Here is a 20,203-nt window from a genome sequence, read left to right as displayed (position 1 = left end):
CTCGATGCTGTAGGTACTGATCCGGGCTGGGTTGATGCCATGAACGCATGGAACGCGGCGGAGGACGCCGACTTCCGTGGTCCCCTCGACGTCACCAGGGCGGCCACAGCGGTTCTGGACGCCCAGGACCTGATCATCGGCTGGAGCCCGGCGGCTCAGCGGCTCCTCGGGTATCTGCCGGAGGAGATCGTCGGAACGCCCCTGGAAGCGCTGGTTCCGCCCGCCGTCAGAGGTAGCGCGCCCCCTCCGGAGGACGTACCGGGTGGCGGCCGGGAGCTCACCCTGCGGCACCGGAACGGCCGGCTGGTGCGGATGGCGGCCGCGTTCTGTCCGCTCGCCAAGGTGTCCGAGGGCGCCGGCCCGCAGGCGGCCCGGGTCCTGGTGGCGGCCGAACTGGAGGCCCACCGGATGTGGGAGTACCGCCAGGCGATGCTGCACGGTCTGGCCACCCGGTCCCCGGTGGGCCTGGGCATCTATGACACCGATCTCCGGCTGACCTGGGCGAACAGCGCTTACTGCCGGGAGATCGGGCTGCCGCTGCGGGAATTCCTCGGGGCCCGCGCCGATGAGCTGTATCCGGGCGGGGAGTTCGTCACCGAGGGGTATCCGCGCACCCTCGACGCGGTGATGCACCATGTCATCGACACCGGCGAGCCGGTCCTCGATCTGCACTTCGTCGGTCAGCAGCCCTCCGACCCGGGCCTCGATCACGTCTGGTCCTGCTCCTACTACCGGCTCCAGAACACCCATGGGCAGGTGCTCGGGGTGTGCGAGGACGCCTTCGACATCACCGGCCGCTACCAGGCGCAGCGCCGGCTGAACCTCCTGGTGGAGGCCAGCACCCGGATCGGCACCACACTCGATATGACCGTCACCGCCCGGGAGATCACCGACGTGGCGGTACCGGACTTCGCGACCGCCGTCACCGTCGACCTGATGCAGTCCGTCCTGCACGGCGACGAGCCGGAACCGTCCGGCGGGGCCCTGCCCACGCTGGTGCGGGTCGCCACCCGCTCCGCCCGGGACGGCCCGGCGGGCCCTCCGCAGAGCCCGCACCGCGTGGAGTACCCGCCCGGCTCGCTCCAGTACCGCAGCCTGTCCTGCGGCGGGATGGTGCGCGAGGAGAGGACCGTCGTCGTGCCGTTGCGGGCCGGCGGCACCCCGATGGGACTGGTGACCTTCGGCCGCGCCACCCCGATGACGGCGTTCGACAAAGGGGAGATCGAACTCGCCGATGAGCTGGTCACCCGGACGGCGGTGTGCCTGGACAACGCCCGCCGCTTCGCCCGGGAGCACACCGCCGCGCTGACCCTCCAGCGCAATCTGCTGCCCCAGCACCTGGCGTCCCCGTCCGCCGTCGAGTTGGCCCACCGCTATCTGCCCAGCGGCGACCGGGCCGGGGTCGGCGGCGACTGGTTCGACGTCATCGAGCTCTCCGGCACCCGGGTCGGTCTGGTCGTCGGGGACGTGGTGGGCCACGGTCTCCAGGCGGCGGCGACCATGGGGCGGCTGCGGACGACCGTACGCGCGCTGGCCCGGCTGGACCTGGCGCCCGACGAGCTGCTGGGACGGCTGGACGACCTGGTGGAACAGACCGCCGAGGAGCAGGCGGCCACGGTCGGCACGGGTCTCGGCACGGACGATGTGGCCACCGGTGTGACCTGCCTGTACGCGGTCTACGACCCGGTGTCGCGGCACTGCACCATGGCGCGGGCCGGGCATCTGCCGCCGGCCGTCGTCGACCCGGAGGGCGGCGTGAGCTTCCCGGACCTTCCGGCGGGGCCGCCGTTGGGTCTGGGCGGCCTGCCGTTCGAGTCCCTGGAGATCGAGCTGCCGGCCGGCAGTCTGCTGGCGCTGTTCACGAACGGGCTGGTGGAGGCCAGGGACCGGGACGTGGACGAGGGGCTGGCGATCCTCGGCGGGGTGCTGGGCGACCACCGCCGTCCGCTGGCCGAGCTGTGTGACCACGCGCTGGCCGCGCTGCTGCCGGACGGTCCGGCCGCCGATGACTCGGCGCTGCTGCTGGCGCGCACCCGCGAGCTGGACACCCGGCAGGTGGCGGCCTGGGAGCTGCCCGCCGAGCCGGCCGCGGTGGGCAAGGCCCGCGAGCTGGCCACCGGGCAGCTGCGGGAGTGGGGCCTGGCGGAGCTGTCCTACGCGACCGAGCTGGTGGTCAGCGAGCTGGTCACCAATGGCATCCGGCATGCGGCGGGGCCGCTGCATCTGCGACTGCTGCGGGACCGGACCCTGCTGACCGAGGTGTCGGACACCGCGCACACCTCGCCCCATCTGCGGCACAGCGCCAGTGACGACGAGGGCGGGCGGGGGCTGTTCATCGTCGCGCAGCTGGTGCAGCGCTGGGGGACGCGCTACACGCGGTACGGCAAGACGATCTGGACGGAGCTGGCGTTTCCGCCGCACTATTCCGGGGCTCCGCGGCCGGCCCGCTGACCGTTCCACGGGCACGGTGGCCAGGGCGGAAACGGCGCCGTGGCCGGGGCGGAAACGGGCCGGTGGCCAGGGGCGGGACCCGCGCACACCGTGCGGGTGTTCGGAGCCGGTCCCATGATGGAACCAAGCGAGGTCCCGGCGACTCGGCGGGCGCGGACAGAGGAGGACCCTGTGACGAGCAATGGCAGGGAGCAGGCGGCCGAGCGGCGGCCGACTCAGCTGTACACCGGTAGCGAGCGGCCCTATGACCCGGAGGACCTGGTGAAGGCCTCCGGGCGCGAACCCACCCCCGAGACCCTGGAATGGGCCAGGCGTCTGATCGCCGAGGAGGGACCCGGCGCCATCGAGCGGTATCTGCCGTGAGCGCCGACGGCTGAGCGGCGGGCGCAGGGTTGCCCGTCACGCGGAGCGTGCCGCATGACGCGCCCTCCGCGGACGGGCCGCCCGGCCCGTGCGCGTGAGTGACGGCCGCCGTCGTCCGCAACTGGGCGGCCGATTCCCTGAGTTGGACGTCGAGGCGGTGCGGCCATCCCTCGCAGGACCTGGTGCGGAGGGGCCGGAAGCCACGTCGCCCGGCGGCCCTCGCACGGGCGCCGCCGCCCCTCCCCCGCCACCGCGGAGAAACCCCTTGCGGCGGCCCGCGGCGCTCGGGAAGATCGCCCCGACCGCCGCCTGCCCGGCATGCCCCGGAGCGCTCCGGAAGCCCGCCTCGCCGTGCAGGCCATGGGCTCTCCTCCGGATGGTGCGCCCGAAGGCGGCTCCCACCACCACGACGCCTCCCGGCGCCGCGACCCCGCACGTCTCCGGGCCCTGCCCAGGGGAATCGCCGCGGAAAGGAACCCCCCGTGACCACCGAACGCCCCTCCCCGCCCGTCACCGCCGGCGAGCGGGAGACCCTGCGCTCCTTTCTCGACTTCCACCGGGCCACCCTCGCCATGAAAACCGACGGCCTCTCCGACGAAGACCTCCGCCGCCCCGCGAGCGCGCCCTCCACGCTCTCCCTGCTCGGCCTGGTGCGGCACATGGCCGAGGTGGAACGCACCTGGTTCCGCCGGGTGATCAACGGCGAGGACATCCCGCTCGTCTGGTCGGCGGAGGGCGACTTCCAGGTGGCGTACGACGCGAGCACGGCCACCCGGGCGGAGGCCTTCGAGGCCTGGCAGACGGAGGTGGCGCACGCCCGCCGCATCGAGCGGGAGGCCGCTTCGCTCGACGTCACCGGCTACCAGCCCCGCTGGGGCGAGCATGTCTCGCTGCGCCTGGTGATGCTGCACCTGATCCATGAGTACGCCCGGCACAACGGCCATGCGGACTTCCTGCGCGAGGCCATCGACGGCACGGTCGGCGCCTGAACGGGCCGCGGGCTCCCACCCGGCCGGTGCCGGGTGGAAGCCCCCAGCCGTCAGCCCTCAGCCGGCCGGCCCGCCCCTCAGCCGAGCTCCAGACTGGTGACACCGAAGGTGCGCTCCTGCTCCACCGGCGGCACCGGCCCGGTGTACATCCGCACGGTGTGCGACTGCGGGCGCAGACCGCGCGAGGTGACCAGGGCGTGGGCCGCCTGGCGGGGGCCGGGGACGTCGATGACGATCTCGCCGGCCGGGTCGACGGACGCCGCGAGGGCGTCGAAGAGCGCTTCCGCGGCCGCAGGGGTGTCGGCGAAGAGCGGGCCGATGCGATGGCCGCTGCGGGCCGGGCGGAGCACCCCGTAGCCCGCGATCGCGCCGTCGCGCAGATACCCGAGGGCGGTGTGGCCGGGGGCCGTCAGCCAACGGGTGACGAAGGCACGGCGGTCGGCGGGGAAGCAGCGCCGGTCGTAGTCGGCGACGGCATCGAGATGCGCCCGCGTCACGGGGACGACGTCCGGTGTGGGGGTGCCGGGACCGACGGGGCGTCCGGCGTAGCGCAGGGTCTCGTGGGCCGGGGCGAACCCGGCGCGCCGGTAGGTGTCCTGCTGGGCGGGGACCGCGTCGAGGCCCACGGTCCGGGCACCGGCGTGCGGGAAGGCGGCGCGCCAGGTGGCGAGGCCCAGGCCCTGCCGGCGGTGGTCGGGGTGGACGAGGTAGTAGCCCAGGAACGCATAGGCGTCGGAGTAGTTGACGACCGAGACCGCGGAGACGGTGCGTCCGGCGCGGCGTCCGAGGAAGAAGCCGGCGGGGTCGACGGGGTGGAAGCAGGCGGCGTCGCCGCGTCCGGGGTTCCACTCCTCGTCGGCGGCCCATTGGGCCACCTCGTGCCAGTCGTCCAGCGAGGCGGTGGTGACGGCGAGTTCGCCGGTGGCGGGCTGCTGATCCGGAGCGTTTCCGAGGGTGGGCATACCGGGTGCCGGTCCCTTCTGGTGGGGTCAGGAGGCGGGTGAACGGAAGCGAGGCGGAGCCGGTGACGGGCCGCGGGCGGAGGTGAGCCCTCCGGAACCTCTCCGGAGGGCCCACCCGCGCCGCCTGTCCGGCCCGTTCTAGATGAGGTCCATGGCGGCGACCTCGTCGGGACGGCCGTAGCTGACCGGTCCCTGGAAGCGCTGCCGGGCGGTGGCGAACCACCACACGGTGGCGATGATCAGCACCACCGCCAGCGCGATCGGCGCGTAGTTGAACGAGGCGGGGGTGATCGGGGACGCCTGCGGCAGCATGAACAGCACATTGCTGATCAGGATCCAGATCACGGCGATCGCCGCGACGGGCTTGCCCCAGCGCCCGAGGTTCCACGGACCGGCCTGGAAATCGTCGAGCCGGAGCCGCAGGAAGATGGGTACGGCGTAGGCGAGGAACAGTCCGACGACGTTGACGCTCACCACCGCGGTGAAGGCGGTGTGCGACCACCAGCCGGGCAGCACCAGCACCAGCGGGCAGGCCGCGGCGAGCCAGACGGCCTTGACGGGGGTACGGGTGCGCGCGGACACCGAATGCCACCAACGGGAACCGGGCATCGCGCCGTCCCGGGAGAAGGCGAAGATCTGCCGGGTATTGCTGGTCATGTTGGCGAGCCCGCAGAAGAGCATGGCGCCGATAACGATCAACAGCAGGAACTTGGCGGTGCTTTGGCCGAGCGCGTCGATGAGAATCTGCACCGGCGGCGCCTCGGCACTCGCCGCATGTCCGTAGTCACGGATCGCATACACCAGCGCGAGCATGAGGATCAGCCCGGTGATCGCGGAGTAGCTGATCGCCCGCATGATGCCCCGGGGCGCGTTGACCGTTGCCTTCACCGTTTCTTCGGACATGTGGAAACTGCCGTCGAAACCGGTGAAGGTCCAGCTGGTGACGAGGAGTCCCAGCATTCCGCCGTAAATCGCTTGTGTGAAGCCGGTGTTGTTGGCGAAGTGCAGTGCGAACGAAGGCGACTGGTGGTGGTCGGGTATCACGGTCAGCGCGCCGACGATCACGACCATGCCGATCAGCAGCCACCACACGGAAATCCGGTTCACCACCGCGACCAGGCGCACGGTGTAGGTGTTGGCCAGCGCCTGGAGGAGAAGGATGGCCGCGGTGATACCGACCGTCTGCTGCGGCGTCGCCTCGTAGGCCGGCCACTGCATGGCGATGAACGCCTGGATGAAGGTGGCGGCGGCGAAGTTGGTGGCGGCGGTGCCGCCGACCTGGCCGACGAAGTTCAGCCAGCCGGTGTACCAGGACCAGGCGCCCTGGTGCCGCTTGGCCAGCTTGCCCGCCGAGAAGTAGAGCGCACCGCTGGTCGGGTAGGCGGAGGCGATCTCGCCCATCGCGGCGCCGACGAACAGCACCATGACCGAGACACCGATCCAGCCGAAGATCAGGATCCGCGGGCCGCCGGCGTTCATCCCGAAGCCGAAGGACGAGAAGATGCCGGAAATGATGTTGATGATGGTGAAGGAAATGGCGAAATTGTCGAACGCGCGGAACCTGCGGGTCAGTTTCCGCGGATACCCCATGGCGTGCAGCGTGGCATCGTCGTCAAGGGTGGCGGAATTTTTCGCGTGGGGCATTTGCGAGCGAGCCGGGGAAGTACGCTCGGACACAACCGAACCTTTCTGGGGGGGAACCGGGGTGACGGGAACGGGTCGAGTTGTTCGAATGGACGGTGCCGAATGGACCACCTTTCGCGAAGCAGAATTCACACGGCCATCGCCGTGTCGGCATTTCAGTCGCCATGGGGCACGGGGAGCCCGCAGGAACGCCTGGCTTTCGTCAATTGCTCCGCCGGATCGCCGAATGCGCTCCAGGGCATGCGCGAGGCATAGGGCCCCATGGCGGTGAAGACCTCGCGCGCCTCGAATTCACGTTTCGCCATGAAGAGCGCATGGGCCAGATACGCCAGGTCCAGCACCGGCGTGAAGCGGTAACGGGTCACCTGCGGGAACCAGTTGTGGTAGATGCCCATCGCGGTGCTGATCCACTGGGGCTGCTCCCAGGTGTGGTCCGCGAGCAGCGCGGACGGGTTGTAGTCCTCGACCAGGGCCACCAGCGGCAGCAGCCGCAGCGGCGAGCCGGCGGGGGCGCGCTGGCTCAGGAACGCGGCGACGTCCCAGCTCGCGCTGGACGAACCGCCGTAGCGGGTGAAGAAGAACGACAGAAAGCGGTGGTGCGCCTCGCGGTGCCAGGGGTCGAGCCGGAGGATGTGCGCGAAGAGGTACCACGGGCCGGCCGGCGCGGTCAGCAGCCCCTGCGGCGCGGGGTCCTGGGGGCGGTCGAGGCGGGTCAGCGCCAGCTGGGCCACCCACGGGGTGGGGTCCTCGGGGAGCAGCTTCGCGGCCCTTTCGCACGCCGACTGCGCTATCCGTGCCAGGGCGCCCTGCCGCCGGTCACCGGCGTCGGCCATGCGCAGCGCCCGGAGCATCGCCACCCGGGCCCAGAGCAACGCGGCTTCCGGGCCCGGCTCCTCGTCCAGCCAGCGCTCGGCCAGGTCCGAATCGGCCGCCACGGACGCCAGTACCAGCGACCGGTGCGCCCGCACCTCGAAATCCGCCCGCGCTTCCTGGAGGACCTCATGCGCGCTCAAGTAGCGTCCGGCCCTGACATCCATACACGCGCGCGCCAGCGCCCGGTCATCGGCCGCTGGACTCCACACATACTGCCCCTCGAAAGAGCCGGCCGCCATGGTCCCCTCCCGGTCACGAAGGCGTCTTCCCCCACACGGCATTCCAGCTGCGCCGAATTCAGCTGGGCCTCTGCCACCGGTCAAGTGACAGCGGCCACACCCTACTCATCATCAACTCATTGCGAAAACAAGCCGCCTGGAATATCTGGTTCCGCACCTTTTAGTCTCGATGAGATTGAAGGAGAAACAACTTCCCACAGCGAACCTCCAGAGACTCTCCACTTTGCCGCTCCGTTCGCTACAGGCCATTTATTTGGCATATTCACATGGTTGCAACTCCTCCACAAGTGCACATCGTTACCGATTACCCCTCCGTATCCATTGTTTCCACGGCCGCCCCTCCGTACGGCCCGGACGGCACCCATGGCGCGACCGAACCCGGACGACGAGTCAGCTCCGGGCCCGGACCATTCACAACTCCCTTGGGGCCAACCGCGCACGCACCGACGCTTTCCGGCCACACCGGCCGGAACGGATACCCCGCCGCGGGACGGCACACCACCCGGCAGGCCGTGTCCGTCGCCCGGCGGCGAGGGCGCCGACGCGACAACATTCAAGGAATTCCGCGTGCACTTGTTGAACGGAACAGCGGCCCGCCCGGCGCCAACCCAGCGCGGCGGCGGCGTTGGCGCCGCACACCACAAATTCGGCTCAAGAGCAACCGAATTAGCGGATGCTACTTTCCGGAAGCGCGCGATCACATGTAGCGTTCATCCGGACCGGAGGCCGTGACTTCACACCACGTCATGGCCAGGTACGGGCATGGGTGTGAGCGTTCCGACGGCTCGAACGGAGCGATCGCCCCCGCTGGGCGGACCTGCACCACAAGTGCCTGGTCGCCACCGGCCGCACCACCGGGCTGCGCCGCGATCGCCGCAGAGCACCTCAGCACCGCTGAACGTCGAGCACCGCCATGTCTGTCCGTACACGCCTGCTTTGCAAGAGGAATGGGCCCAGATCATGTTAATGAACTCCTCGACGACCCCGCTTGCGCTGCGACCGGACGCCGATTTCGGCCGGACGCCCACGGCAGGGACCGGCGAAGGGCCACCCCTGGCGGTCGACCGGCTCCCTGACGGCACATGGCAACTGACCCTGCACGACCTGGAGCCCGTCTCGGTGGAGCGGCTGCCGTCGGACGAGGTCCACATCATCCTGGCACCACCGCGCGAGGAACCGGCCGGTGCGTCACCGGCCGGCCGGCCACGGCCGGAGCAGATCCGGATCGACACCGCGGCCCGGACCGTCTTCATCAGGGGCCGCCAACTCGACCTGCCGCGACTGGAGTTCGACCTGCTGGCCCATCTCGTGCTGCATCCGCGGCGCGCCTTCACCCGGGAGCAGCTGATGGCCGCCGTCTGGCCGAGCTGCCAGTCCAGCAACCGCACGGTCGACGTCCATGTCGCCCGGCTGCGCCGGCGCCTGGGACCCGGCCTGCGCGACTCCATCAGCACGGTCTTCGGCATCGGCTACAAGTACCTGCCCGCCTCCAGACCGGGTCACGACGGCTGACGCCCAGCAGCGGGCCGGTGGCCGCCGTGTGCGGTCACCGGCCCGCTGCCGTTCGGTCCGGGTGCGGGCCGCACGGACGGGGCGGCCCCCTTCAGCTCCCGGCCGCCGACGAGCCGAGGTGCGCGGCCGCCGCCGCGGGTTCCTTGCGGACGAAGGCGCGGCGCAGGGCGTGGTAGGGCTGGTCCGGGTCGAAAAAGATGCGGTGCATCTGCGCCAGTTCGAGCTCCCGGTAGACGGCGAGCGGGCGGTGCGCCTCGTCGCGCTCCCGGTCGGCCTTCTTCGTGGCGATCCGGGCCTGCGTCGCGGGCGCCGCGGCCAGCCGGGTGGCGAGTTCGGCCGTCCGCGCCGCGAAGTCCTGCGCGGGGCAGTCGACGATCCGGTCCACCAGGCCGAGCCGCGCCCCGGTCGCGGCCGTGATGGGTACGGCGCGCGCGGCGAGTTCCGCGGCCACGTCGGGGCCGGTCCGGCGCGGCAGGGTGTACGTCCAGTATTCGGAGCCGTAGAGCCCCATCAGCCGGTAGTGGGGGTTGAGCACGACGGCCGCGCGGCACCACACCTCGTCGGCGGCGAGGGCCAGCATCGCGCCGCCGGCCGCGGCATTGCCGCCGAGCGCGGCGACCACCAGCCGGTCGGTGGTGGTCAGGACGGCCTGCACCAGATCGTCCATGGCCTGGATGTTGGCCCAGGATTCCTCGGCGGGGTCGGCGGCGGCCTCGATGACGTGCAGATGGATGCCGTTGGAGAAGAAGTCCCGGCGACCGCCGAGAACCAGCACGGAGGTCGGCCGGGCGCAGGCGTGCCGGTAGGCGGCGAGCAGCCGCCGGCAGTGGTCGGTGCTCATCGCGCCGCCGGGGAAGGAGAACTCCAGGAAGCCGGCCGGCCCCTCCTCGCGGTAGCGGATGTCGGTCCAGGTCCGCGGGCCGTCGCCGGGGCCGAGCGGGGCCGGGACCTCGGGGAGCGGCGGGAGGCGGTCGCCCAGCGCCAGGGTGGCCGGCAGTTTGAGGGTGCCGGGCCGCCCCGGCGCGCGGGGCGGCCGCAGCTCCGGAATCCATACCGCGCCGTCGGCCGTCGCCCGGCAGATCGCGCCACTCCGGGTGGCGAGCAGCTCGCCCGGCCGGCCCGTCAGGGTGTCCTCCGGGTGGCCGCCGTGCAAGTGCCAGATGTCACCGAGCAGTTCGTCCCGTACGCCGGGCTGGGAGTCGGCGGCGCGCAGCTTGCGTACGACGGTGTCGGTGGGGTCGGCGTGCCAGTCGATCCGGCGCAGGTCCTGGCGGAACGGCGGACGGGGGCGGCCGGTCCGGGCGGCGTCGGGCAGCTCGGCCTGTGGTTGCGGGCGGTGGGTGCCGGAGGCCACACGGGCGACGGCCGCCAGGACCGCCTCGACCGCGGCATCGGCGATCTCGTTACGGTAGAGGTCGCTCTTGCCCACGACGGGGACGGGACAGCCCGCCGCCCCCCAGATGTCCCCGCCGTCCATCTCGTCGTTGGCCTGCAGGACCGTGACGCCCCACCGGTCCGCGCCCAGGTGCACCGCCCAGTCCACCGAGGACGGGCCCCGGTCGCCGACAGGCCCGGGGTGCACGATCAGGCAGATGCGGGTGGACCACACCTCGCGGGGGATGGGGGTCTTGAGCATCGGTGCCACGATCAGGTCGGGGTCATGACGCCGTACGACCTCGGGGAGCGGGGTGTCCCGCGTCACCAGCTCCACGCTCACACGGTGGCCGTGGTCGCCGAGTTCGGCGTACACCCGCTGCGTCAGACTGTTGAACGCGCCGGCGACGAGCAGAATGCGCACAGCAGACTCCCCTGGAACTGGGACCGATGGGCGGATGGCTGGATCGTCCCGCACCGGCGGCCACCGGGCTCCGGACCCGCGCTACGGGTCACCCGATCGACGGCCGCCGTGCGGCCCAATGCGGAGCCGGAGGACCGGAGGGAGAGCCCCTGGCTGACTACCCGTCAGGAAGGTTCCGCCGCCGATCAGCTCGACGGGATTCCGCCAAAGTTGGCGCACCGGCCGCCCAACCGCAGACTCGGCCATTGCCTTTAATTGACATCTACTTGGTCATACTTTTACCTTCAGTGCCACGGCATCCGCGCAGGTCAGCGCCGCGTGTCGTTCCAGTCCGTCTTCCGCACTCTCTCTCGGAGGTTCCCATGGAGCAGCTCATCAAGAAGATGGCTCAGGACAAGGTCTGGCAGAACTGGCTCGCCGCCAACTCCGCACAGCAGGCAGCGAAGAACGGCTGCATCAGTGCCGCCCCGAAGGCCGGCTGCATCAGCGCCGCGCCCAAGGCCGGCTGCATCTCCTGACCCTCGCACCCACCCGAGGCCCGGGAGCGGTCCGGCGGCGGCGCACGACCCGGCCGTCCGCCGCCCGCTCCCGGGCACCGGCCCCGAATTCCCCGTGTGGCACCGCACTCCCAGCAACCGACGAGGATTCCATGGATGGTCAGCCGACCGCCGAGGTCATCGAGCAGATCCGCGACATACCGATCTACCGTGAGTCGCTGGCGAAGGGCTACTTCCCGGTACTCGACAAGCCCGAGATAGCGCGCGGCTTTCCCGACAACTGGATGACTCCCCGGCTGGCCGCGGCGCTGGAGTCCGGCGAGGCGGAGTTCGTCCTCTCCACCGGCACCCACCATGCCCGGATGCAGATCATCCGGCCCCCGTATTTCCTGCTGCGCTCCTACTACCAGCTGTGGCGCGAACACCCCGATATCGCCGGCACCTGGGAGTCGGGCTGCCGCCGGGTATCGCTGACCACGGTGCTGGCGACGGAACACGTCGCGCGGGTCAATGCCGCCCGGCGCGGTACCGCACCGGACCCGGTGCCCGCCCTCGACGACCGCCGCCTCGACGAGCGGACCTGCTACGTCAATCTGCGGCTGGACCCGGCGCTGTGGGAGCGCGCCGAGGTGGTGCGGATGCTGGCGGAGATCCGGGACGCCCGGCAGGCCCATCCGCGCGGCTGGTACCACCTCGACTGCTCCGGCTATCACCTGGCGCATCTGATGCGAAAGGTCGGTGAATGGGGACTGTGGGACGATTTCCCACCGCCCGCGAGCATCATTCACGCCTACGAATACACGCCGGCGAATGTCCGGCGCTTTCTGCACCAGCACTTCGACTGCCCGGTCATCGACCTGTTCGGCAGCACCGAGCTCGGCTACCTCTACTACAGCGACCGCCGCGGCACCTACTGGCCGCATCTCGACAAGATGAGCGTCGAGCTCCAGCCGGTCGCCGACGGGAGCACGATCTACCAGCTCATCGTGTCGAGCGTGCGGAATCCGTATATGCCGCTGATCCGCTACCGCTCGGGCGACTGCGTACGGACCCTGGACGGTACGCCCGACCCGGGAAAGATCGCCCAATTCTGCGGCCGGGAAAAGGAATTGCTCAGTACGCCGCACGGTCCCGTCGCCCAGGGCGACCTCGACCGCTGCATCGCCGAGACCTGCTCGGACGTCTTCCTCTACCAGTTGCAGCTGACCGGCGAGGACGAAGCGCAGCTGGTGTACACGACCTTCCACGGCGCGCCCGTCGAACCCGCGCAGACCGCGGCGCTGGAAGCGGGCATCGGTGAACTGACCGGTCGGCACTGCCGGCTCGCGCACCGTACGCACATCCCCATCGGGAAGTCGGGAAAGTACGCCTGGCTCACGACCGGCAGCTGACCCCACGGACGTCCCCGTCCCCGGACGTCCGTGCCACTCGGACAGGAGAAGCATGACCAGCCAGCCGCGGATATCCGCCGACGACCTCAAGGAACTGCTGGGCGAGGCGCTGCACGCCGAGGTCCTGGACCATTTCGGCGACAAGAGCGCCGCGCCACGGGAGTTCGTGGCGCGCCAGGTCACCGAGTGTCTGCGCTATCTCTACCTCGTCTCCCGGCACCACGACCGGCTCGGCGGCCTCTTCCTGCCGGTCGAGCAGGACATCGACGAGATCTGGCACTACCTCATCCTGCAGACCCGCGAATACCGGTCGCTGTGCGAGGAAAGACTGCCGGGGCAGTTCTTCATCGAACACCGCAGCATCGCCTACGAGGACTACCAACAGGAGCCGGGCCGCGAGCAGGCACTCGAAGAGGCCCTGCGCTGGATTCCGTTGTACTGCCGGGAGTTCGGCCCGTTCGACGAGGGGGCGCTGCCGCACTGGACGATCGTGCGCTTCCTGCACGAGCAGATGGGACTGTCGCTCGCGGACATCGCGGCGCTCGAACCGATGCCGGCCCCTGTCTGAGACCTGTCCCCCGCTGGAACCGAAAGGAATCATGACGGACCGGAATGACGTCACGGCAGGCCGCGAGGTGCCCGAACAGCGGCGCATTCTGGGCGTCCTGGTGTTCGCCCAGATCCTCAGCGGAGCCGGCCTCGCCGCCGGCATCACCGTGGGCGCGCTGCTCGCCGAGGAGATGCTCGGCTCGACCGGTCTGGCCGGCGTGCCCAGTGCGCTGTTCACCTCCGGGGCCGCGCTGGGCGCCCTCGGCATCGGCCAGATCTGCCGGCGCCACGGCCGCCGCCCCGGGCTGGCACTCGGGTACGCCGTCGGGGCGCTCGGCAGCCTCGGGGTCGTCGTGGCCGCCGCCCTCGGCAGTGCGGTGCTGCTGTTCCTGGGCCTGCTGGTCTACGGGGCGGGCACCGCGACGAATCTGATGGCGCGCTATGCCGGCGCGGACCTGGCCTCGTCCGAGCGGCGCGGCCGGGCGGTGAGCACGGTGCTGTTCGCCACCACGCTCGGCGCGGTGGTCGGCCCCAACCTGGTGACCGTCACCGGAGAGGTCGCCCACTCCTGGGGCATCCCCCGGCTCGCCGGGCCGTTCCTGCTGGCCGTGGCCGCGTTCGGGGCGGCGGCGCTGGCCCTGGCCGCGCTGCTGCGGCCCGATCCGCTGCGGCTGGCCGAGAAACTGGCGGCGGAAGAGGCCGCGGCGGCGGACCCGCACCCCGCGGACGACACCGGCGACCGGCCGGACGCCCGCCCGCAACGGCACGGAGTGGCCGCCGGCACCATGGTCATGATCCTCACTCAGCTCGTGATGATCGCGGTCATGACCATGACGCCGGTCCATATGCAGGCGCACGGCCATGGCACCCAGGCGGCCGGGCTGGTCATCGCCCTGCACGTCGGAGCGATGTTTCTGCCCTCCCCGCTCACCGGGCTGCTCGTCGACCGCCTCGGCCGGTGGTGGATCGCCGGCGCCTCCGGGCTGACGCTGGCGGCGGCCGGAGTGCTGGCCGCCGCGGCCCCGCCGGACTCCGTCCCCGCGCTCGCCACGGCACTCGTACTCCTCGGCCTCGGCTGGAACTTCGGCCTGGTCAGCGGCACCGCCATCGTCACCGACGCACTGCCTCCCGCCCGGCGCGCCTCGGCACAGGGCCTGGTGGACGTCGGGATAGCCCTTGCGGGCGCGGCCGGGGGGATGTCCTCGGGGCCGGTCGTCGTCCTCGGCGGCTATCCGGCGCTGGCGCTGGGCGGCGCGGTACTCTCCCTCGCGGTCGTGCCCGTGGTCGCGTGGGCGGTCCGCCGGCCTTTGCACATCGACAGCCTCCCTGCGACTCCCCACGCGGAGCCGGAACCAAAATGAACACCCGTTCGTCACATGGATGTGCCCAAATCGAAACGGGGGACATCTTGAAACTTGGCGTCATTTCTCGTTCTCACAACGGAAACCTGGATGCTGCACTGTGAGGGCAGGGTGGAACCGTGTGAACGAGCCACGGGGGGCAACAGTGCGGAAGGACACCTGCATACCGGGCGCACCGGTGCAGCACGGGTTCCGCACGCCGCTGCTCGCCCTCCTGGTGATCCTCGCCTTCGTACTGGGCGGCGCATCGGCTCCTGACCCGGACCGGCCCGCGAACGCCGGACGGTCCGCGGTGAAGGCCGTCAGCGCCCAGCCGGCCGTCAAGCCGAGTTACAGCACCACCGAGGAGAAGACCAAGCGCGCGGCCGAGCGCGGCCAGCCCCGGCGCACGGTCCGCACCGCCGTCGGCACCCCGCACCACACCGGGCGTCCGCTCCCCCCGTTCAGCGGTGGCGGCCCGGCGCCCCACACCACCCCGGCATCGGGTGGACCCACGGCCGGCAGCTCCACCAAGGCCGCGTCCAGACCCGTCGAAATACCCCTTCTCCACTGCGTCTTCCGCTGCTGAGCACGGCGTGGTGGCCAGCTCCACCTGCCGTACCTCACCCTTCCCGCCACCACCCCCACAGTGGCACCACTCATCAGCAGGAGACCCCTCGTGGAGACCTTCATCCAGCATGCCCGGGGCCTGATGGCCCGTATCGCCGAGGGCAGCGACGAACAAGAGACCTACGGCCGGCTCGCGGCCGGTCAGTCGCCCCTCGCCCTGTTCATCACCTGCTCGGACTCCCGGGTCGTACCGTCCCTGATCACCGGAGCACGGCCCGGTGAACTCTTCGAGCTCCGGACCGCCGGCAACGCCGTGCCCGTCTACCGGGACGACATGGCGGCCTGTGCCGAGGCCGCGACCATCGAGTACGCGATGCGGGTACTCGGCGTGGCCGACATCGTGGTCTGCGGCCACTCGCACTGCGGCGCGGTCGGCGCCAAGGCCCGCGGCGAGGACCTGACCGGCGCTCCGGCCGTACGGGACTGGCTGGCGCAGGCGCTGTCCGACGAGCTGCCCCAGGACGGGGAGCCGACCGTCGCCGCCGCGGTGCAGCAGCACGTCCGCGAACAGGTCAACCGGCTGCGCGACTACCCCTGTGTCCAGGAGCGGCTGGCCGCCGGAGAGGTGGCTCTGCACGGCTGGTTCTACGAGGTGCACACCGGCCTGGTGGCCGCGCACCATCCGGCCACCGACCTGTTCCTCCCCCTGTGAAGGCGGGGCAGGCTCTCATGAAGCGATTCACCTCCTTCCGGGCGGACTTCACCGCCTCCCTCGTCGTGTTCCTCGTGGCCGTCCCGCTGTGTGTCGGGGTGGCGGTCGCCTCCGGTGTCCCGGCCGAACTGGGCCTGGTCACCGGTGTCGTCGGCGGACTGCTCACCGGTCTGCTCCCGGGCAGCAGCCTCCAGGTCAGCGGCCCCGCCGCCGGTCTGACGGTGCTGGTCTTCGAGGCCGTCAAGGAGTACGGCCTCGGCACGCTCGGTGCGCTGGTACTTGCCGCCGGTCTGCTCCAACTGGCCATGGGAGCCCTCAAGTTGGGGCGCTGGTTCCGGGCCATCTCGGTCGCGGTCGTCCAGGGCATGCTGGCCGGCATCGGCCTGGTCCTGATCGCCGGTCAGCTCTACGCCCTCACCGACGCCAAGGCTCCGGGCAGCGGACTCGCCAACATCGGCGGGCTCCCCGGCCTGGTCGCGTCCACCGTGCGGTCGGACAGCGCGCTGGCCGCGCTCGCCATCGGGGCCGGCACCATCGCCGTCCTGGTGCTGTGGCCGCGTTGGAAGGCCGCCGCCCGGGTCCTTCCCGCGCCGCTGGTCGCGGTGGCGCTCGCCACCCTCACGGTGTGGGCGCTGGACATGCCCGTCGCACGGGTCCAGGTCAGCGGGCTGCTGGACGCCATCCAGCCGCCCGGCCTCGATGACCTCGGCCGGCTCGGCGGCTTCGGGGTGCTCGGTACGGTCCTCGCCTTCGCGCTGATCGCCTCCGCCGAGTCCCTCTTCAGCGCCGCCGCGGTCGACCGGCTGCACGACGGGCCGAAGACCGACTACGACAAGGAGCTGATGGCCCAGGGTGCGGGCAACACCGTCTGCGGTGTCCTGGGTGCCCTGCCGATGACCGCCGTCATCGTCCGCAGCGCCGCCAATGTGCAGGCGGGCGCGCAGACCAAGGCCTCACGGGTGCTGCACGGCGTCTGGCTGCTGGTGTTCGCCGCGGCGTTCCCGGCCGCGCTGGGTGTGGTGCCGGTGGCCGCGCTGGCGGGCGTCCTGGTGCACGCGGGCTGCAAGCTCATCCCACTGCGTGCGCTGGGGCCGCTGTGGCGCGAACACCGCGGCGAGGCCGTCGTTCTCCTGGTCACCGCGATCGCGATCGTGACGGTCAATATGTTCGAGGGCGTGCTCATCGGTCTGCTGATGGCCGTCGCCAAGACGGCCTGGGAGACCTCCCATGTCCACCTCGAGGTCAAGGTCCCGGAGGACGCGGCGGAGCCGGTGCAGGTGCGGGCCGTCGGAAACGCCACGTTCCTTCGGCTGCCCAAGATCCTCGACCAGCTCGACACGCTGCCCGCGGACCGGGACGTGGAGCTCGACCTGAGCGGGCTGCGCCATCTCGACCACGCCTGTGGCGCCGCGCTCACCAACTGGGCCGAGCAGCACCGCCGGAGCGCCCGCGAGGTGGAGCTGGTGTCCTGACAACGGGCCTGCGCACCCGCCCGGTTTCGGCGGGTGCGCAGTAGCCGCTCTCCCGCGCCGGCCACCGGTCCGGCTGCTCCCGTACCCGCCGATGAGGCGATCCGGGGCGGCCGCCGGTGGCCGGCGCCGTGCTGTCAGCGTGGACACGACGGCGGGGCCGGGAAGATTGCGTACGCCGCGTTTGTTGAGCGAAGGTCAGGGGCGCTACTGGGCGGCACCGCCGCCCGGCCGCGAGCGAAGTCACGTTGTCTACGGAGGTGGGACGGACCGCATGCCTCTTCAGGGAGAGTACGAGCCGAGCCCGGCACAGTGGGTACGCGATCAGGTCGAGCAGTACGAGTCCTCCGGCGGGAGGGAAGGCACGACGATACGCGGTATGCCGGTCGTCATCCTCACCACCCGGGGCGCCAGGAGCGGCAGGCTCCGCAAGAGCCCGCTGATGCGGGTGGAGCACGACGGTCTGTATGCCGCGGTGGCCTCCATGGGAGGCGCTCCCCGGCACCCGGTCTGGTACCACAACCTGGTGGCCGACCCGCGGGTGGAGCTCCAGGACGGGCCGGTGCGCCGGGACATGACCGCCCGTGAGGTCAGCGGGGCGGAGAAGGCCCTGTGGTGGGGGCGGGCCGTCGAGGCGTTCCCCGATTACGACGACTACCAGAAGAAGACGGAACGTCAGATCCCGGTGTTCGTACTGGAACCGGCGGCCATGGAGCACTGACCGGGCCCCGGTCGGCGCTCAGAGCGTCACGAGGGACACCTCGGTGGCTTTGACGCTGGTCCATACGGAAACGCCGTCGGCCAGGCCGAGTTCCAAAGCCGCCGAGGGAGTGATTTCAGCCACCAGATCGGGGGCCTCGGATGAGGTGATGAGGACCCGCAGCCGGCTGCCGGCCGAGGTGATCTCGCGGATGATGCCCGGCCAGACGTTGCGGGGGCTGCCCGTGGGACGGTCGAGGTGTACGGACACCGCCTCGGGAGCGATGATCGCCAGCGCCCGTACCCCGTCGGGGAGCGGGTCGGCGACGACCAGCCGGCCGCCGTCGGCGAGTGCGAGGGCCTCGCCGGCGGCGGTGCCCGGCCAGGCGTTCCGGCCCAGCATCCGGGCCACCCAGGGCGAGCGCGGATGCCGGGTGACCTCGGCGGGCGGGGCCTCCTGCAGGGCGCGCCCGCCGTCGAGGACCAGGACCCGGTCGGCGAGGGAGACCGCTTCGACCGGGTCATGGGTGACGATCAGACAGACCCCGCCGAAGTCCGCGAGATGGCCGCGCAGGGTGTGCCGTACCCGGGCGCGGGTGGTCTGGTCGAGCGCGGCGAGCGGCTCGTCGAGCAGCAGCAGCCGGGGCCGGGCGGCCAACGCCCTTGCCAGGGCGACGCGTTGGGCCTGCCCGCCGGAGAGCTGGGCGGGCTTGCGGTGCGCGAGGTGGCCCACGCCGAGCCGGTCGAGCCACTGCTGTGCGGTGTGGCGGGCGTGCGCCCGCGAGACGCCGTGGGCGCGCAGCCCGTACGCGGTGTTGTTCAGGGCGGTCAGATGCGGGAAGAGCGCACCGTCCTGAGGGACCCAGGCGACGCCTCGGCGGTGCGGGGGCAGCGCGCTGACGTCCGTGTCGCCGAGGCGGAGCGCGGCGCGGGCGCGCGGGGTGAGGCCGAGCAGGGCGCGCAGCAAGGTGGTCTTGCCGGCGCCGTTGGGGCCGACGACGGCGAGGGTGGTGCCCGGTCCGGCGTCCAGCGTCAGCTCGGTGAATCCGGCGACCTCGGCGTGCAGCCCCCAGCGCTCCGTGTGCGAGGCCGGCTCCTCGGTGCCCGCGGCGGGCGGGGCCGGGAGGCCGGCGTCGTCGGTGCCGCAGTCGCCGAGGTTGCCGTCGTCGGGGCCGCTGTTGTCGGGGCCGCCGGCGTCGGCAGCACGCACGGGGCGGGCCGCGCGGTAGCCGGTGGCGCCGGTCCAGCGTCCGCGCAGACAGACCAGCACGGCCATCGCGATGACGAGCAGCAGCAGCGACACCGAGGTGGCGGCTTCCGGGGAGTCCTGGAGCAGTAGATAGACCTGGAGCGGCAGGGTCTGGGTGGTGCCGGGCAGATTCCCGGCGAAGGTGATCGTGGCGCCGAATTCGCCGAGCGCGCGGGCCCAGGTCAGCGCGGCACCGGCGGCGAGACCGGGGGCGACCAGGGGAAGGGTGACGGTGCGGAAGACCCGTACGGGAGAGGCACCGAGCGAGGCCGCGGTCTCCTCGTAGCTCGGGCGGAGCCCGGCGAGGGTGCCCTCCAGGCTGATGACGAGGAACGGCATCGCCACGAAGGTGGCCGCGACCACCGCACCGGAGGTGTGGAACGGCAGCACAATGCCGAAGGTGTCCTCCAGCCAGGGGCCGAGCAAGCCCCGGCGGCCGAAGCCGAGCAGCAGCGCGACACCGCCGACGGTCGGCGGCAGCACCATCGGCAGCAGCACCAGCGAGCGGACCAGCGCCTTGCCCCGGAAGTCGACCCGCGCCAGCAGCCAGGCCAGCGGCACCCCCAGCAACAGCGCGAGTCCCAGCGCCGAGAAGGACACCAGCAGCGACAGCCGCAGCGCTTCGAGGACGCCCGGACTGGTCAAGTGGGTGCCGAGGTCGCGCCAGGTGGTGCGGGCCAGGATGCCGAGGAGCGGCAGCAGCAGAAAGGCTACGGCGACCAGCGCGGGCACGGCCAGCACGACGGGGGTGCGGGCACCGGGCGCGCGCAACCGGCCTGCCCGGACCGGGGCGAGGGTGCGGGGGCTTCTCATCGGGCCTCCTCGGCTCGGGGCGGGGCCGGGTGGTGCGCGCACGGGCCGCCCGCTTCCCCGGGCCGGGCGGTCCCGTACGTGCC

Annotated in this window: 17 protein-coding genes; 12 read left to right on the top strand and 5 right to left on the bottom strand. The window is 71.6% G+C overall.

Annotated elements, in window-relative coordinates; genetic code table 11:
- The first annotated feature begins 39 nt into the window (after nucleotides 1-39).
- The 3 genes from ACFW5B_RS16205 to ACFW5B_RS16195 all read left to right on the top strand — a co-directional run bounded on the left by ACFW5B_RS16205 (nucleotide 40) and on the right by ACFW5B_RS16195 (nucleotide 3,803).
- A complete protein-coding gene (locus ACFW5B_RS16205) occupies nucleotides 40-2,451 on the top strand; it encodes a SpoIIE family protein phosphatase (RefSeq protein ID WP_386439327.1) in 2,412 nt (803 codons plus the stop codon).
- A 171-nt stretch (nucleotides 2,452-2,622) separates the two neighbouring features.
- Nucleotides 2,623-2,814 carry a hypothetical protein gene (locus tag ACFW5B_RS16200; RefSeq protein ID WP_386439325.1) on the top strand — a complete coding sequence of 64 codons (192 nt, stop codon included), beginning with the start codon at nucleotides 2,623-2,625 and terminating at the stop codon, nucleotides 2,812-2,814.
- Nucleotides 2,815-3,296: 482 nt separating this feature from the next.
- The gene (locus ACFW5B_RS16195) at nucleotides 3,297-3,803 is read left to right on the top strand and encodes a DinB family protein (protein WP_386439323.1); all 507 of its coding nucleotides are present in this window, start codon (nucleotides 3,297-3,299) and stop codon (nucleotides 3,801-3,803) included.
- A gap of 77 nt (nucleotides 3,804-3,880) precedes the next feature.
- Here the strand turns inward: ACFW5B_RS16195 and ACFW5B_RS16190 are convergent, their stop codons facing one another.
- From ACFW5B_RS16190 to ACFW5B_RS16180, 3 genes are all read right to left on the bottom strand, one after another.
- Nucleotides 3,881-4,765: a GNAT family N-acetyltransferase gene (locus tag ACFW5B_RS16190; RefSeq protein WP_386439321.1), complete on the bottom strand. Its 885-nt coding sequence runs from the start codon at nucleotides 4,763-4,765 to the stop codon at nucleotides 3,881-3,883.
- A 138-nt stretch (nucleotides 4,766-4,903) separates the two neighbouring features.
- Nucleotides 4,904-6,409: an amino acid permease gene (locus ACFW5B_RS16185; RefSeq protein ID WP_386439320.1), complete on the bottom strand. Its 1,506-nt coding sequence runs from the start codon at nucleotides 6,407-6,409 to the stop codon at nucleotides 4,904-4,906.
- Between the two features lie 155 nt (nucleotides 6,410-6,564).
- Complete coding sequence (locus tag ACFW5B_RS16180) at nucleotides 6,565-7,521, bottom strand: hypothetical protein (RefSeq protein WP_386439318.1); 957 nt, start codon at nucleotides 7,519-7,521, stop codon at nucleotides 6,565-6,567.
- Between the two features lie 966 nt (nucleotides 7,522-8,487).
- Between ACFW5B_RS16180 and ACFW5B_RS16175 the strand changes: the two genes are divergently transcribed.
- The gene (locus ACFW5B_RS16175; RefSeq protein WP_386439316.1) at nucleotides 8,488-9,033 is read left to right on the top strand and encodes a winged helix-turn-helix domain-containing protein; all 546 of its coding nucleotides are present in this window, start codon (nucleotides 8,488-8,490) and stop codon (nucleotides 9,031-9,033) included.
- Nucleotides 9,034-9,124: 91 nt separating this feature from the next.
- Here ACFW5B_RS16175 and ACFW5B_RS16170 read toward each other — a convergent pair whose 3' ends face one another.
- Complete coding sequence (locus tag ACFW5B_RS16170; RefSeq protein WP_386439314.1) at nucleotides 9,125-10,831, bottom strand: enoyl-CoA hydratase-related protein; 1,707 nt, start codon at nucleotides 10,829-10,831, stop codon at nucleotides 9,125-9,127.
- Nucleotides 10,832-11,193: 362 nt separating this feature from the next.
- On the opposite strand from ACFW5B_RS16170, the gene ACFW5B_RS16165 reads away from it, so the two are divergent.
- From ACFW5B_RS16165 to ACFW5B_RS16130, 8 genes are all read left to right on the top strand, one after another.
- Nucleotides 11,194-11,349 carry a hypothetical protein gene (locus tag ACFW5B_RS16165; protein ID WP_386439313.1) on the top strand — a complete coding sequence of 52 codons (156 nt, stop codon included), beginning with the start codon at nucleotides 11,194-11,196 and terminating at the stop codon, nucleotides 11,347-11,349.
- A gap of 131 nt (nucleotides 11,350-11,480) precedes the next feature.
- On the top strand, nucleotides 11,481-12,719 hold the full coding sequence (locus ACFW5B_RS16160) for a hypothetical protein (protein ID WP_386439311.1): 1,239 nt from the start codon (nucleotides 11,481-11,483) through the stop codon (nucleotides 12,717-12,719).
- Nucleotides 12,720-12,771: 52 nt separating this feature from the next.
- Nucleotides 12,772-13,287 (top strand): hypothetical protein, encoded by a 516-nt coding sequence (locus tag ACFW5B_RS16155; RefSeq protein WP_386439309.1) that lies wholly within the window; start codon nucleotides 12,772-12,774, stop codon nucleotides 13,285-13,287.
- 31 nt (nucleotides 13,288-13,318) lie between these two features.
- Complete coding sequence (locus ACFW5B_RS16150; protein WP_386439307.1) at nucleotides 13,319-14,629, top strand: MFS transporter; 1,311 nt, start codon at nucleotides 13,319-13,321, stop codon at nucleotides 14,627-14,629.
- 121 nt (nucleotides 14,630-14,750) lie between these two features.
- Nucleotides 14,751-15,197 (top strand): hypothetical protein, encoded by a 447-nt coding sequence (locus ACFW5B_RS16145; RefSeq protein WP_386439305.1) that lies wholly within the window; start codon nucleotides 14,751-14,753, stop codon nucleotides 15,195-15,197.
- A gap of 90 nt (nucleotides 15,198-15,287) precedes the next feature.
- Entirely contained in the window at nucleotides 15,288-15,890 is a 603-nt protein-coding gene (locus ACFW5B_RS16140; protein ID WP_386439303.1) for a carbonic anhydrase, read from the top strand.
- A 17-nt stretch (nucleotides 15,891-15,907) separates the two neighbouring features.
- Complete coding sequence (locus tag ACFW5B_RS16135; protein WP_386439301.1) at nucleotides 15,908-17,362, top strand: SulP family inorganic anion transporter; 1,455 nt, start codon at nucleotides 15,908-15,910, stop codon at nucleotides 17,360-17,362.
- Between the two features lie 271 nt (nucleotides 17,363-17,633).
- Nucleotides 17,634-18,080, top strand: a complete 447-nt coding sequence (locus ACFW5B_RS16130; RefSeq protein WP_386439299.1) for a nitroreductase family deazaflavin-dependent oxidoreductase — start codon at nucleotides 17,634-17,636, stop codon at nucleotides 18,078-18,080.
- 18 nt (nucleotides 18,081-18,098) lie between these two features.
- On the opposite strand, the gene ACFW5B_RS16125 is transcribed toward ACFW5B_RS16130, so the two are convergent.
- The gene (locus tag ACFW5B_RS16125; protein ID WP_386439297.1) at nucleotides 18,099-20,120 is read right to left on the bottom strand and encodes an ABC transporter permease; all 2,022 of its coding nucleotides are present in this window, start codon (nucleotides 20,118-20,120) and stop codon (nucleotides 18,099-18,101) included.
- Between the last annotated feature and the right edge of the window lie 83 nt (nucleotides 20,121-20,203).

This window comes from Streptomyces sp. NPDC058773, from assembly GCF_042746015.1.
In the GTDB taxonomy this organism is placed as follows: Bacteria; Actinomycetota; Actinomycetes; order Streptomycetales; family Streptomycetaceae; genus Streptomyces.
This window is presented reverse-complemented; position numbering and strand designations above follow the sequence as displayed.